A 13,669-nucleotide genomic window follows, 5' to 3' on the forward strand; every position below is an offset into this window, starting at 1 on the left:
TTTTAAATAAAAGATAAGATTAAATCAGTTATGAAAAAAAGCATTTTATGTCTGTTTACTTTATTAGTGTGTACTAATTTAGTGATTGGACAACAAAAAACAGTAAATCTATTTAATGGTAAAAACTTAAAAGGATGGAAAGCCTTAAATGGTTATGCCGAATATTTGGTAGAAGATAATGCCATTGTTGGTATATCTACCAAAGGATCTCCAAGTACCTATTTATCAACTAAAAAAGAATACACCAATTTTATTTTAGAGTACGATATTAACGTAGATTATACATTAAATGGAGGTGTGCAAATAAGAACGCATCACGACCCATCTAAAGGGAAGGGGTCTGTTTATGGTTCTCAAATTGAAGCAGATGCATCCGAAAGAGGATGGAGTGGTGGTATTTACGACCAAAGTAGAAATGGTTGGAGATACCCTGTTGAGTATAATCCAGAAGCAAAATCGGCGTGGAAAGATAATGCATGGAATTCGGTTAAAGTTATAGCTTGCGGGCATAGAATTGCCACATGGATTAATGGTGTAAATATTGCTAATTTGGTAGAAGAAAATATTGAAACTGGTTTTATCTCGTTGCAAGTACACTCTGCTGGAGGTGATAAAATAGGAAAGAAAACACGTTGGAAAAATATTAAGATAACCGAGATTCCTGAAGATTACAAATTTACAACTACTGCGCCTTTAGTAAGTTATTTACATAACCAATTAACGGAAGACGAAAAGAACTCTGGATGGAAACTATTATGGGATGGAAAAACAACAAACGGTTGGCGAGGTGCAAAGCGTAATGATTTTCCTAGTAAAGGTTGGTCTATTAAAGACGGTGTTTTAACTGTACATGCTTCTGGTGGTGGAGAGTCTGAGCATGGAGGAGATATTGTAACAACAAAACCTTATAAGAATTTTGAATTGGAATTAGATTTTAAATTTACAAAAGGTGCAAATAGTGGTATTAAATATTTTGTAGACACTAACCTTAATAAAGGTAAAGGTTCTGCTATAGGTTGCGAATTTCAAATATTAGACGATAAAAACCATCCAGATGCTAAAAAGGGGGTTGGAAGTAAAAGAACAATAGGTTCTTTATACGATTTAATTAAAGCAGATTCTAGATTACATGTAAAAGGTTTAAAACCGCTTAAATATGTTAATGCTGGTAGTTGGAACCGAGCAAGAATTGTAGTTAATGGTAATAACGTGGTCCACTATTTAAATGGATGTAAAGTTGTGGAATACGAACGCGGAACACAACAGTGGAAAGCTTTAGTAGCTTATAGTAAGTACAAAAATTGGCCAAACTTTGGCGAGGCTAAAGAAGGTCTTATTCTATTACAAGATCATGGAGACGAAGTGCATTTTAGAAGCATTAAAATTAAAGAATTAAACTAAACCAAACTAAATAAGACATAAAAATGACAACACGTAGAAAATTTATAAAAAACACAGCCTTGGGAGCTGCAGGAGTTACTTTATTAAGTACAGCAAGCTCTTATGCTAGTGTTTTAGGATCTGCAGACAGAGTAAACTTTGCTATAATAGGCTGTGGAGGCAGAGCACATGGTTTAGCAAAGGCAATTGGTAATATAAAACAAGGTAACATTGTTGCTATTTGCGATGTAGATGCAAATAGATTAAGTAAGTTTAAAGAGTTTTGTATAAAGGAAACCAATACAAATCCAAAAACAGAAAGTGATTTTAGAAAGTTACTAGAAGATAAAAGTATAGATGCTGTTGTAGTTGCTACACCAGAGCATTGGCACGCGCCAATGGCAATAATGGGTATGCAAGCAGGTAAACATGTTTATGTAGAGAAACCATGTAGCCATAATCCGCATGAAAATGAATTACTGGTTAAGGTTCAAAAAAAATATGGAAAATTATGCCAAATGGGTAATCAGCAACGCTCTTCAAGAAGTTCTGCTATGGCGGTAAACGACATAAAAGAAGGTGTTATTGGTGACGTTTACGCTGCAAAGGCAGTTTATGCAAATGCTAGAAAATCTATTGGAATAGGTAAAGAGGTTGCGGTTCCACCAACACTAGATTGGGATTTATGGCAAGGACCAGCGCCAAGAGAAAATTATAGAAATAATGTACATCCTTACAATTGGCATTGGTTTAAAACTTGGGGTACAGGAGAAATTCATAATAACGGAACACACGAAATAGATATTTGTCGTTGGGCCTTAGGTGTAGGTTATCCTACACGAGTAGTTTCTGCAGGCGGACGATTACATTATAATGATGATTGGGAATTTTTTGATACACAAATGACTAGTTACGAATTTGAAGGAGGAAAAACCCTAACATGGGATGGTAGAAGCTGTAACGCTTTTAAATCTATTGGAGGAAGAGGAGCTGTGATTCATGGTACCAAAGGAAGTATTCATTTAGATAGGTCTAAATATGTACTTTATGATTTGAAAGGAAAGAAGCTTAAAACAGAATTCGAAAATCAGAAAAAAGAGTCTAGTGCTAATAAAACATCAGATACTATAGGTTTTGATGGATTAACAGTTAGCCATATGCGAAATTTTATAAATGCTATTTTGGTAGGAGAGAAACAGAATTCGCCTATATGGGAAGCTGCAATTTCTACACAACTTTGTCATTTAGGTAATATTGCGCAGTTTACAAAAGAGAGTTTAGATGTAGACCCTAATACTGGTCGAGTTTTAAATAGTAAGCAAGCTAAAAAAATGTGGAAACGTAAGTACGAAAAAGGTTGGGAACCTAAATTGTAATCAAGTTTTAATAAAACTAAAAGGCTTTCATTTTTTAATGAAAGCCTTTTTTGTTTTCTGCTAATTCGTTTTTTCTAATTAACAATATTACCATCAACCATGGTTAATTTTCTGTCAGCTAAATTTGCTAATTCTTCATTATGAGTTACAATTACAAAAGTTTGTCCAAATTCGTCGCGAAGCTTAAAAAATAAATTGTGTAACGTTTCCGCCGATTCGCTATCTAAATTTCCCGAAGGTTCATCTGCAAAAATTAGACTAGGTTTATTTATTAAGGCTCTAGCTACAGCAACACGCTGTTGTTCTCCACCAGAAAGTTCGTTAGGTTTATGGTTGTATCTATGCGATAGCCCTAAGAAATCTAAAAGCTCTTTAGCTCTTTTTTCGGCTTCACTTTTTTTAGTGCCTTTTATAAAAGCGGGTAAACAAACGTTTTCTATAGCTGTAAATTCGGGAAGTAATTGATGAAACTGAAATATAAAACCAATGTGTTCGTTTCTAAATCTAGCTAATGCTTTGTCGTTTAAAGTGTTAATTTCTATATTGTTTATACTTATACTTGAGTTTTCTTGAGATGAAGTTTGATCAAGCGTGCTTAAAATTTGCAATAAAGTTGTTTTTCCAGCTCCAGATGCACCAACTATAGAGACAACTTCACCTTTTTTAACATGAATGTTTACTCCTTTAAGTACGTGTAAATCGTTATAATATTTATGAATGTTTTTTGCTTGAATCATACTTTTATAAATAAAACGACAATTTACCACTTTAGTATGTGATGCACAATTAAGATTTGGTTTTATGGCCAATCAAAATTTGATTAACTTTATGCCTTAGAATAAAAGCGATTATGGCATACAAACAATTTGAAGAGTATAACATTAAGGTAACCGAAGATGTTAAAGATAGATATAAGGATATTATAGACGAGTTAGGCGAAGATACCCAAAGAGAAGGCTTGATTAAAACACCAGAGCGAGCTGCTAAAGCAATGCAGTTTTTAACACAAGGCTACGACCAAGATCCTGTAGAGATTTTAAAGGGCGCTATGTTTAAAGAGTCTTATAACGAGATGGTAATTGTAAAAGATATAGAGGTTTATTCCCTTTGCGAGCATCATATTTTACCGTTTTTTGGAAAGGCACATATAGCTTATATTCCTAACGGACATATTGTTGGACTTAGTAAATTACCAAGAATAGTAGATGTTTTTGCTAGAAGATTACAAGTACAAGAACGTTTAACAGAGCAGGTTTTAGATTGTATTAACGATACATTAAAGCCTCAGGGTGTTGCTGTAGTTATTGAAGCTTCTCATATGTGTATGATGATGCGTGGCGTACAAAAACAAAACTCTACAACTACTACATCTGGATTTAGAGGTCAGTTTGAAAAAATTGAAACTAGAAACGAATTCTTAAAATTAATAGGGAAATAATTAGCGCATAAATGTGGTATGTTTCTTGTTTATAGATAAGTATAAATTATTACTTATATGAACAAATACAAAAAATTAGGGCTTAGTATTCTTTTTGATGCTCTGGGTTATGTGTCTTTTATAATCCCTGGGTTTGGAGAGTTTACAGATGTTATTTGGGCTCCTGCTTCTGTTTGGTTAATGACTAAACTTTATAAAGGGAAAACAGGAAAAATAGCTGCAGGTATTTCCTTTGTAGAAGAAATGGCGCCAGGCATAGATGTTATACCTACCTTTACACTAATGTGGTTATATACTTATGTGCTTAACGGAAAGAAGTCTATAAAAAAAGATTAAAAAAATCCCTTTCAAATTATTTTGAAAGGGATTTTTTTTAATCTATAAGCTGTTATGCAATTACTTTACAGGATCTACAACAGAAATATCAAAAGTTACTTCAACATCCGTGCTTCCTCCGGCATTTGCAGATGTACCATCGTTTGGTTTTGTAGGCTCATGCTTTAATATTATCGTTAGAGTACCTGTACCAGCATCACCAGTAGTTAAAGTGCTTTCTATTCCAACTGGGTTTCCATCTTCATCAGTATCATTTTTAGAAATAGTTAAACCAGAAATAGTAGAAGAGAAGAAAAATTCATGCTCGTCTGCCTCTTCTTTAACCTCTTCAGTAATGTCTTCTGCAGGATCATCTGTTGCGTTTAATAATTGAAGTTTTCCTGTATATTCTGTATTAGAAAGCAAAGTCTCAGAAACAGCATAGCTAGGATTTTCGCCACCTGGACCGTCTATATCTGTAAATGTTAATGTAATACTGCTATTGTCATCAACATCAGTGTTTTTTTCTGTTAAAGTGTAAATAACTGTGGTTATTAATTCTTCTTCGTGATCGTGGTCATCATCGTGTCCATCATCATCACTAGAACAGCTTGTTAAAATTAAGCTAGACATAAAAAATAGTGCTAATAATTTAATTGTTTTCATGGGTTTAATCATTTTCATAGTTTTAAATTTAAATATTATTTATTAGTAATTGAATTTGAGTTTTATATTAAAGTTTCTGCCTACTTCATCTGTATAATATCTTAGCCTATTTAAGTATTCTCTATACGATACGTTAAATAAATTTTCAATGTTAAATTCTACTTTTAAAGAACCCTTTTTAAAAGGTTTAAATGTAGCAGAACTGTTAAAGTTAAAAAGAGAGTAGCCTGGCGGTGTAGAGCTAATATCTACATAGACATTTTCTTGAGTTGTAGCATTAAATGTATAAAAGTTGTAATCTGGATAGTTGTTTTGTTTTAAAACTGTTTTTTGCGTTAGGCTAACAAGGAGTTGGTTAAGTTTTGGGTTTTGATATGTAATTGAATTTGAAAAGTTTGTTCCTGGCATATGGATAAGAGGTGTATCATCCGATAGATTGTTTCCTTTTAATACGCTTAAATTACCGTTATATTTTAAATGATTACTTATTTTTTTATGTATGTCGATATCGGCTCCAAAAATTTGAGCGTCAACTTGAAAATATTCCCACTCGATAAAAGACCCTCGAATTGTTGTTGTTTCTCCTACTGGAATTAATTGAATATAATCTTTAATATGTTTGTAATATGGACTTATGGAAAATCCGAAGTTTTGATTAGTTCGTTCTAAAGAAATCATGAATTTATTGGCTACTTCTTTTCCTATGGTTAATTTGCCTATTTCGATTCTGGCTGCGCTATGGTGTAAACCATCGCTGAATAATTCTGAAGGATTGGGGTTTCTAGAGGCTAATCCGTAATTGAAAATAAATTCAAAGTCGTCACTAAATTGATTCGCATAACCTAAGCTTGCAGATGTGTTTTTAAAAGTAAATTCTGGGAATGTTAATAGTCTGGAGCTGCTTGGTTCTTCTCCAGAATCAAATTCTGGAAATAATTCGTCGTAGTTATAGGTTTCATTCCAATCTGTAACTCGGTACCGTTTTGTTGCTTCTATGCGAGAGAAATCGTATCTTAATCCTGCACTTATTTCAGAGTTTAAGTTTAAGTTATAGGTTCCTGTAGTATAGGCTCCTACATCATATTTATCAAAATCTGGAATTATGGGGTTAACACCTGTAGATATAGCTTCGTTGTTTTGATATCGAAGTAAAATACCGGTATTTAGCTTTAAATTATCAATAGCATCAATTCTTAAATTGGGTTGTATAGAGGTTGTAAATAATTTAAGGTTTATTACAGGAATGTTTTCTCTATCTCCTCGCCTTAAATCGAATTCTTTTCGTCTATTAAGTTGTAAATCGTATTGTAGCGATAATTTTCCTAAGCCTTTAAAACGTTTGTAGGCTTCAATTTTTGCTAAATGATGGGTAATAGATTGTTTTGGGTTTGCTATATGGTGTGAGAAATCTTCAATATATTGAGGTTCTCCAGAGTTTATAGCTTGTACTAAATCGTTAGTATTGCCTATATGAGATGCTCTAAGAATACCTATATTATTATTTACATAGCTGTAATAAGCATCAAAACCTTTTTCAAAAGATTTGTAGCCTATTCTTGCAGAAGCATTAATGCTTTTAATTCCGGTATTGGTAAGCTGATAATCTGGACTTTTAAAGTCGCCAAAAACTTTATAACTAGCTTGTACTTTACTGTAAAATCCACTTTTAAAAGTTTTAACAATTTCAGAGTTTAAATTACCGCCCCAACCATTGGTGTTAAACGATAATGCTGTGCTACCAAAAATACTATCTTTTGCAGCATAATTTTCTGGACGTATTAAAATTAAGCCACCAATAGCATCGCTGCCATACATTAATGTGTTAGCTCCTTTAATAAGATCTATGCGTCCGCTAGCATTAATATCTATATTTGGTGCATGCTCATCTCCCCATTCTTGGTCTGATAGGCGTACATTATTATTAACAATTAAAAGCCTGCTACTATGTAAACCATGAATCATTGGTTTAACAATAGTATTGCCTGTGTTTAAAGAAGAAACTCCACTTATTGTATTTAAAGCGTCTCCCAAAGATTTATCTGTAAAGGCTTCTATGTCTTTTTTTGAAATAGATTGTTGTACACTAGTTTGTTCTATTTTAGAACTAGAAGCAACAATAACTTCGTTTAGAGCCTCTAAATGATGCTCTAAACTTATGGATTTAAATGTATTACCGTTTATGTCTAATTTAAGAATTTTAGTTTCGCACCCTAAATGAGAAACTTCTATACTGTAAACATTGTTACATAAACCTTGAAAGGTAAATTTTCCTTTATTGTCTGATATTGTTATCTTATTTGTACCAATAAGTTTTATGGTAGCATTTTCTAATGGTGCTTTATTGTGGAAGTCTGTAACTTCTCCAATAAAAATACTATTACAATTTTGACTGTAGCTAAAACTAAATATTAGTATAAATAAGATTAAACAGATATTCTTCATTGTAATTCATATCTTAATTAATGTATTTACTAATTTTTGCTGAATAATTAAGCTGTGTAAGGGGGTGCTTTATTTTTTTGCTTATTTAGGTAGCTTTTTTGAGGTATTAAATTGATATAATTTAATACGTTTTCTTTAATATCGATCTCTGTAATAGGTGTACTCTTAAAAGAAAACTCTAAGGAGTTGTTGTAATCTAAATTATTAAGATTTATAACTAATAGGCAAAGATCGCAAGGAACTCCTTCTTTATTTTGGTTATGATCATTATCTAAATCATTATTTTGACAATGACTTAGTTCTTGAGCTTGGTTATGAGAATAAGCATGTAGGTTAACAACTTTACTTAACAGTATAATTGTTAAAAATAATATAGATGATATTTTTAATAAGTAAAGTTTCATTGCAATTTGTGCAAATATATGGTATATCTATTTAATGGGATAGTCTATTAAATTTTATTTCTCCTCTTTAAAGAAACCAAACCTTCGAAGCATTTTTTTTTCAAAATTCCAGAAAAATTTATATTGACCAAATAGCCAACCAAAACAGACTAGCATTATTTGATACATAATAAACAAAAGTACAATACGTACAACCCAATAGCCAACTGTTGTAAAGCTTTCTGGTGTAATATTTAAAAAGTTTAGTATTGGCTTGCCTATAAAAGAAGCTGTAGATCCTGTAATTGCAAATACAATAAAAATTACTATAATTTGCCAATTATTTTCTATACCCCAGCGTTTTTTTAATTTTTCCACACAAATAGTTTATTTGCGCAAAACTACTAAAACCTAACTAAATTCGAGGAATAAAGTTTCCTAATTTTTGATTGTATGTTAACTGGAAGTATATAAAGTAGTTATAAAGTTTATAGTTTACTTCGTAACCGTAGTCTATGTTGGCTTGGTAATCTATTTGCATTTCGTATAAATCTGTACGATAGGCTAGAGGTTGATTAACACGTTGGTTCCATTCTACAACATATTGATAATTTCTAGTTTCCATATATTGTTGCGAGTAAAAACCTTCTGGTCTAGCTCTGCTAGCTAACCAAAAATTAAAGCCAGGCTCTATTATAATAATTTCGTATTCTAGTGCTTCATTAGAAATTTTTAGGGTGTCGTTTTGTGCTAATGCTTCAGATAGTTCTTCTTTGTTATAAGTTGTTCTTTTTTTAGTAGTACTGCAACTTGCAATAAAACTACAAACCAATAAAATGTAAATTAATGTTTTCATCTGTATATTTTTAATTTATTCAAATGTATGGTGCGGTGGCTTATATTAAAACTAATAATGAGTTAACACACTCTTTGGTTTAGGTAACGCTAACATATCGTATTAAATTTACAAAAAAAGAAACTGTATTTGTTTTGTTTAAGAGTAATTAACAAAAAAGAGCCAAACTTAGGTTTGGCTCTTTTATATTTTCTATGTAAGGTACTTTATTATTTACCGCCAAAAAGCCCGCCTAGCATACCGCCAAGTCCACCTTTCTTTTTATCTCCACCTAACACCATTCCTGCAACATCATCAATAACGCTACCATCTCCATCTGCATCTAAAATAGCTGTTAAAAAGTTTTGTTCTTGTTGGTTTGAGTTTCCTCCAATTAAGCCTCCTAGTAAATCCCCGATTCCGTTCGAGCTGCTTACATTTTGTTGTCTACTTTGTTTGCCTAAAACCCCCATTAAAAGAGGAGCTGCAACTTTTAGTATTTGACCAACAGAACCAGCATCTATTCCAGATTTTTGACTCAGAGCATTTTGTACATTTTGTTGTTTACCACCCAAAACATGACCTAAAATTTTATCTCCATCGTCTAAAACATTAGAGTCTACACCACCACCAAATAATCCGCCAAGATTTTCTAATACGCTGCCATCATGCTTACCTAAAGCATTCATTAATCCTTCAGCTCCTTGAGGTGTAGAGGCATTGTTTTTCATAGCTTGCATTAGTACAGGCAAAGCCATAGTTAAAAGTCCGCTAGTTTTACTTTCGTCTTGTCCTGTTTGACCAGCAACACCGCTAATTATTGTTTTTCCTAGGTCGCTGTTTAATAAATCTAAAATTCCTGACATGATTGTATTTTGTTTTTAAGTAATACCTGTTAATATTTAAAAGGTATATGTGGGTTAATATAATATGATTTCAAGGTACAAAAAAGTACGAAGTATCTAATTATATGACGCAAAATTTATAAATAAGTCACATTTATAAAAAAAGAACCCCTCTTTGTTTTACAAAGAGGGGTAAAATTAAATTTATGTATAGCGGATGCTTATCCTAAAATACTAATAATTTGTGTTGCTAATTCTGCACCAATTCTATCTTGCGCTTCGTTAGTTGCAGCTCCTGTGTGTGGAGTTAAAGATAGCGCAGGGTTCATTAATAATTGCATTTCTGGCTTAGGCTCTTTTTCAAAAACATCTAAAGCAGCTCTAGCTACTTTTCCGCTTTCTATAGCTTTAACAAGTGCAACCTCGTTAAGTACACCACCACGAGCAGCGTTAACTATTATAACACCATCTTTCATGATGTTAAATTCTGCTTCATCAATAACATACTCTTTTTGAGCAGGCACGTGTAGAGTAATAAAATCGGCTTGTTTTAAAACATCTTCTTTAGAGATTGTTTTAATTTCAAAGTTTACAGTTTGACCATCAAAGAAATCTAATTCTAAATTAGCTGTTTCTAAAAAAGGATCGAAAGCAATTACTTTCATTCCAGCACCTAGAGCAACTTTTGCTGTAGCTTGTCCAATACGACCAAAACCTAAAACACCTAAAGTTTTTCCTTTTAACTCAGTACCTTTTGCGTAAGCTTTCTTTAAACCTTTAAAGTTACTGTCTCCTTCTAATGGCATATCTCTATTAGAGTTATGTAAAAAACGAGATAAACCATATAAGTGACCAAAAACTAATTCTGCTACAGAGTGTGAAGAAGCAGCAGGAGTATTAATTACAGAAAGTCCTTTTTCGCGAGCATATTCTACGTCAATATTATCCATACCAACACCACCACGACCAATAATTTTTAAGTTAGGGCATGCATCAATTAAATCTTTACGTACTGTTGTTGCACTACGTACTAATAAAACAGAAATTTCTTTTTCGTTTATGTAGTTTATTAATTGCTCTTGTGCTACAGTAGTTGTAATAACTTCGTAACCTGCTTTTTCTAGGGCGTCAATTCCACTTTGTGAAACTCCGTCGTTTGCTAATACTTTCATTGTTTTAGTTTAGTATTTAAATTGTAACATTATTAAGTTGTTACCTATTTAAACTTAGTTTTAAAATTTATTTAAAAGTTTGAATAAGCATTGCCTAGCGCTCTTGCTTACTGCAAACTGTTTTAAGCTTTACTTTCTAACTCACTCATTACTTCTACTAGAGCTTTTACACTATCTAGTGGTAATGCGTTATACATTGATGCTCTATAGCCACCTACACTTCTGTGTCCGTTTACAGCGCTAATACCAGCTTCTTTTAGCATAGTATCAAATGTTTCTTTTAAGTTTTCGTTTGTTAGGTTAAAAGTAGCATTCATGTTAGATCTGTCTTCTTTTGCAGCAAAACCAGTAAATAATGGGTTTAAATCTATTTCAGAATACATTAAACTAGCTTTCTTTTCGTTTTCTTCTTCAATACCAGCAATACCGCCTTTACCTTTTAACCATTCTAGAGTTAGCATAGATGTGTAAACAGCAAATACTGGAGGTGTGTTAAACATGCTACCAGCAGCAATGTGTTTTTTGTAATCCATAATAGATGGAATTTTACGAGATACTTTTCCTAAAATATCTTCTTTAACAACAACTAAGGTAGTTCCTGCTGGGCCCATGTTTTTTTGAGCTCCTGCATATAAAATATCAAATTGTGAATAATCTATAGTACGAGAAAAAATATCGCTACTCATATCGCACACCATAGGAATGTCTGTTTTTGGAAATGATTTCATTTGTGTTCCAAAAATAGTATTGTTTGATGTACAGTGAAAGTAGTCATAATCTGAAGGAATATCGAATCCTTTAGGAATATAGTTAAAGTTTGCATTTGCAGATGACGCTACTTCGTATATATCATCTAACATTTTAGCTTCCTTTATAGCTTTAGTACTCCAAGCTCCTGTGTTTAAATATCCAGCTCTTTTTTCTAAAAGGTTCATTGCTACCATTAAAAACTGATTACTTGCGCCTCCTTGTAAAAAAAGTGCTTTATAACCTTTGCCTTCTAAACCTAGAAGCTCTATAGCTAAAGCTCTAGCTTTTTCCATTATATCAACAAAATCTTTACTTCTGTGTGATATTTCAATTAAAGATAAACCACTATTATTATAGTCCATAATAGACTCAGAAGCTTTTAATAAGACTTCTTGAGGTAATATACTTGGTCCTGCACTAAAATTATGTTTTTTCATGTTTGCGAGTAAAAATTAAAGATGCAAAGTTGCTAATTAATTAGAGAAAATCTGTTAAGAAATCAATAATTTTTTCGTCATATTGCTAATAAAAATTTAATGGAATCGACGTCATCCGCATAATCCCAAAGTTGAGGGTTTTGTGTAGCTCCAAAAGAAATTTCATTTTCTGTAAATCCATTAGAAACAATGCATTGTATTTGTGTCTCTTTTGTGGCTAATTTTTCTTTTAAGTTTTTCGTAGAGTCGTAATATTCGTAAAACAGAGTAGCTATAGGCGATGCGAAGCTTTCGTCTTCTTTAATCATAAAGAATCCGTTTTCTAGCATATCAAATTCACTCATTAAATAAACAGCTTTATTATAGTCGTAATTATTAGCATATTTTGCCTTGTCTACAATGGTGTTCCAATGATAAATAGATTCGAAAAAAGCATCAAATTTATATCCTTTAGGAACAAAAATTTTAGATACATTTCTGCAGCCTAAACCGTAATATCTGAAAATGTCTTCGGATAAGTTTTTTAAATCTTCAGCAGTTTCTTTTCCTGTTAAAACAGCAACCGAATTACGATTATTTCTAATTATAGATGGTTTATTTTTAAAATAATATTCAAAATAGCGTGCTGTATTATCGCTGCCAGTAGCTATTACAGCATCAAAATTTTTAAGTTTGTCTTCTGTAAAGTTTATTTTACCTTTAAACTCTGGCGCTACGTATTCTAAATATTTAGATAAATAGGGTAGTAAGTGTTTGTCGTTAGACGATTGTTTTACAATAACATGATGCCCAGAAATTAAAACAGATAAAAAATCGTGAAAACCAACTAACGGAATATTTCCTGCCATAATAATAGCGACTTTTTTAGCGGTTATTTGTTCAAATTTATATGGACTTAGCCATTTATTTAGGTTTTTTATAGTTAAAGAGTTTGCCCAACCGCTAATAGCAAATGCTATGTTTTCTTTTGTAAACCAGCCATTATGTTCTTCTGCTAGTTTTAATTGGTGCTTAAAACCATCAAAAAATAAATCATTATGTTCAATATTATCTTTCTTTTGTATAATTTCATTAGAAAATTGACTTAAAAATTCTCCTAATTTTACAAAAGCATTAATTCTTTGTTGTAAATTCATTCTCTATTTGGTTATGAACAGTTTTGGCGTTATTTTTGCAACTGCAAATTTAAGGAAACTCCAATAGAGTTCTTAAAATTTAAAAATAAAAATTACTATGGCAATTATAATAACAGACGAGTGTATAAATTGTGGTGCTTGCGAACCAGAATGTCCAAATACAGCAATATATGAAGGTGCAGATGATTGGCGCTATAAAGATGGTACTAGTTTAGATGGTACTGTAGTTTTAACTAACGGTACAGAGGTTGATGCTGATGAGGCTCAAGAGCCAATTAGCGACGAGTTATACTACATTGTGCCAGATAAATGTACAGAGTGTAAAGGTTTTCATGACGAGCCACAATGTGCTGCAGTTTGCCCTGTGGATTGTTGTGTGCCAGATGAAGATGTTGTAGAAACAGAAGAAGAGTTACTTGCAAAACAACGTTTTATGCATCCAGAAGATTAGTTTATAAAATAAGAATAGTTTTATAAATAAAAATCCTGAGTTT

General features: G+C 32.2%; 15 protein-coding genes. 5 read left to right on the plus strand and 10 right to left on the minus strand.

Annotated elements, in window-relative coordinates; genetic code table 11:
* The first annotated feature begins 30 nt into the window (after positions 1-30).
* Positions 31-1,401 carry a 3-keto-disaccharide hydrolase gene (locus ABD715_RS00675; RefSeq protein WP_344785927.1) on the plus strand — a complete coding sequence of 457 codons (1,371 nt, stop codon included), beginning with the start codon at positions 31-33 and terminating at the stop codon, positions 1,399-1,401.
* Positions 1,402-1,424: 23 nt separating this feature from the next.
* Entirely contained in the window at positions 1,425-2,756 is a 1,332-nt protein-coding gene (locus tag ABD715_RS00680) for a Gfo/Idh/MocA family protein (protein WP_344785929.1), read from the plus strand.
* Between the two features lie 74 nt (positions 2,757-2,830).
* Here the strand turns inward: ABD715_RS00680 and ABD715_RS00685 are convergent, their stop codons facing one another.
* The gene (locus ABD715_RS00685) at positions 2,831-3,493 is read right to left on the minus strand and encodes an ABC transporter ATP-binding protein (RefSeq protein WP_344785931.1); all 663 of its coding nucleotides are present in this window, start codon (positions 3,491-3,493) and stop codon (positions 2,831-2,833) included.
* Positions 3,494-3,606: 113 nt separating this feature from the next.
* Here ABD715_RS00685 and folE point away from each other — a divergent pair, with 113 nt between their 5' ends.
* Together folE and ABD715_RS00695 are read left to right on the plus strand one after the other, a co-directional pair.
* The gene (gene folE, locus ABD715_RS00690; RefSeq protein ID WP_344785933.1) at positions 3,607-4,194 is read left to right on the plus strand and encodes a GTP cyclohydrolase I FolE; all 588 of its coding nucleotides are present in this window, start codon (positions 3,607-3,609) and stop codon (positions 4,192-4,194) included.
* Positions 4,195-4,251: 57 nt separating this feature from the next.
* Entirely contained in the window at positions 4,252-4,530 is a 279-nt protein-coding gene (locus tag ABD715_RS00695; RefSeq protein WP_344785935.1) for a hypothetical protein, read from the plus strand.
* A 60-nt stretch (positions 4,531-4,590) separates the two neighbouring features.
* On the opposite strand, the gene ABD715_RS00700 is transcribed toward ABD715_RS00695, so the two are convergent.
* From ABD715_RS00700 to ABD715_RS00740, 9 genes are all read right to left on the minus strand, one after another.
* Positions 4,591-5,175, minus strand: a complete 585-nt coding sequence (locus tag ABD715_RS00700) for a type 1 periplasmic binding fold superfamily protein (RefSeq protein ID WP_344785937.1) — start codon at positions 5,173-5,175, stop codon at positions 4,591-4,593.
* Between the two features lie 42 nt (positions 5,176-5,217).
* Positions 5,218-7,617: a TonB-dependent receptor gene (locus tag ABD715_RS00705; RefSeq protein WP_344785939.1), complete on the minus strand. Its 2,400-nt coding sequence runs from the start codon at positions 7,615-7,617 to the stop codon at positions 5,218-5,220.
* 47 nt (positions 7,618-7,664) lie between these two features.
* Positions 7,665-8,021 carry a hypothetical protein gene (locus tag ABD715_RS00710; RefSeq protein ID WP_344785941.1) on the minus strand — a complete coding sequence of 119 codons (357 nt, stop codon included), beginning with the start codon at positions 8,019-8,021 and terminating at the stop codon, positions 7,665-7,667.
* Positions 8,022-8,075: 54 nt separating this feature from the next.
* Positions 8,076-8,378, minus strand: coding sequence for a DUF6787 family protein (locus tag ABD715_RS00715; RefSeq protein ID WP_344785943.1), 303 nt, complete (start codon positions 8,376-8,378; stop codon positions 8,076-8,078).
* Positions 8,379-8,415: 37 nt separating this feature from the next.
* Positions 8,416-8,856: a DUF6146 family protein gene (locus ABD715_RS00720; RefSeq protein WP_344785945.1), complete on the minus strand. Its 441-nt coding sequence runs from the start codon at positions 8,854-8,856 to the stop codon at positions 8,416-8,418.
* Between the two features lie 209 nt (positions 8,857-9,065).
* Complete coding sequence (locus ABD715_RS00725) at positions 9,066-9,701, minus strand: DUF937 domain-containing protein (protein WP_344785947.1); 636 nt, start codon at positions 9,699-9,701, stop codon at positions 9,066-9,068.
* A gap of 200 nt (positions 9,702-9,901) precedes the next feature.
* Complete coding sequence (locus ABD715_RS00730) at positions 9,902-10,852, minus strand: D-2-hydroxyacid dehydrogenase (protein ID WP_344785948.1); 951 nt, start codon at positions 10,850-10,852, stop codon at positions 9,902-9,904.
* A 122-nt stretch (positions 10,853-10,974) separates the two neighbouring features.
* Positions 10,975-12,039 carry a 3-phosphoserine/phosphohydroxythreonine transaminase gene (gene serC, locus ABD715_RS00735; RefSeq protein WP_344785950.1) on the minus strand — a complete coding sequence of 355 codons (1,065 nt, stop codon included), beginning with the start codon at positions 12,037-12,039 and terminating at the stop codon, positions 10,975-10,977.
* Between the two features lie 77 nt (positions 12,040-12,116).
* Positions 12,117-13,175 (minus strand): acyl-CoA reductase, encoded by a 1,059-nt coding sequence (locus tag ABD715_RS00740; RefSeq protein WP_344785952.1) that lies wholly within the window; start codon positions 13,173-13,175, stop codon positions 12,117-12,119.
* A 97-nt stretch (positions 13,176-13,272) separates the two neighbouring features.
* On the opposite strand from ABD715_RS00740, the gene ABD715_RS00745 reads away from it, so the two are divergent.
* Entirely contained in the window at positions 13,273-13,626 is a 354-nt protein-coding gene (locus ABD715_RS00745; RefSeq protein ID WP_344785954.1) for a 4Fe-4S dicluster domain-containing protein, read from the plus strand.
* The last annotated feature ends 43 nt before the right edge of the window (positions 13,627-13,669 follow it).

This window comes from Postechiella marina (assembly GCF_039538365.1).
In the GTDB taxonomy this organism is placed as follows: Bacteria; Bacteroidota; Bacteroidia; order Flavobacteriales; family Flavobacteriaceae; genus Postechiella; species Postechiella marina.

Bases quoted from the DNA above. Each gene is read 5' to 3' on its own strand.
- ABD715_RS00675 (WP_344785927.1), top strand. From the start codon at position 31: ATGAAAAAAAGCATTTTATGTCTGTTTACTTTATTAGTGTGTACTAAT.
- ABD715_RS00680 (WP_344785929.1), top strand. From the start codon at position 1,425: ATGACAACACGTAGAAAATTTATAAAAAACACAGCCTTGGGAGCTGCA.
- ABD715_RS00685 (WP_344785931.1), bottom strand. From the start codon at position 3,493: ATGATTCAAGCAAAAAACATTCATAAATATTATAACGATTTACACGTA.
- folE (WP_344785933.1), top strand. From the start codon at position 3,607: ATGGCATACAAACAATTTGAAGAGTATAACATTAAGGTAACCGAAGAT.
- ABD715_RS00695 (WP_344785935.1), top strand. From the start codon at position 4,252: ATGAACAAATACAAAAAATTAGGGCTTAGTATTCTTTTTGATGCTCTG.
- ABD715_RS00700 (WP_344785937.1), bottom strand. From the start codon at position 5,175: ATGAAAACAATTAAATTATTAGCACTATTTTTTATGTCTAGCTTAATT.
- ABD715_RS00705 (WP_344785939.1), bottom strand. From the start codon at position 7,617: ATGAAGAATATCTGTTTAATCTTATTTATACTAATATTTAGTTTTAGC.
- ABD715_RS00710 (WP_344785941.1), bottom strand. From the start codon at position 8,021: ATGAAACTTTACTTATTAAAAATATCATCTATATTATTTTTAACAATT.
- ABD715_RS00720 (WP_344785945.1), bottom strand. From the start codon at position 8,856: ATGAAAACATTAATTTACATTTTATTGGTTTGTAGTTTTATTGCAAGT.
- ABD715_RS00725 (WP_344785947.1), bottom strand. From the start codon at position 9,701: ATGTCAGGAATTTTAGATTTATTAAACAGCGACCTAGGAAAAACAATA.
- ABD715_RS00730 (WP_344785948.1), bottom strand. From the start codon at position 10,852: ATGAAAGTATTAGCAAACGACGGAGTTTCACAAAGTGGAATTGACGCC.
- serC (WP_344785950.1), bottom strand. From the start codon at position 12,039: ATGAAAAAACATAATTTTAGTGCAGGACCAAGTATATTACCTCAAGAA.
- ABD715_RS00740 (WP_344785952.1), bottom strand. From the start codon at position 13,175: ATGAATTTACAACAAAGAATTAATGCTTTTGTAAAATTAGGAGAATTT.
- ABD715_RS00745 (WP_344785954.1), top strand. From the start codon at position 13,273: ATGGCAATTATAATAACAGACGAGTGTATAAATTGTGGTGCTTGCGAA.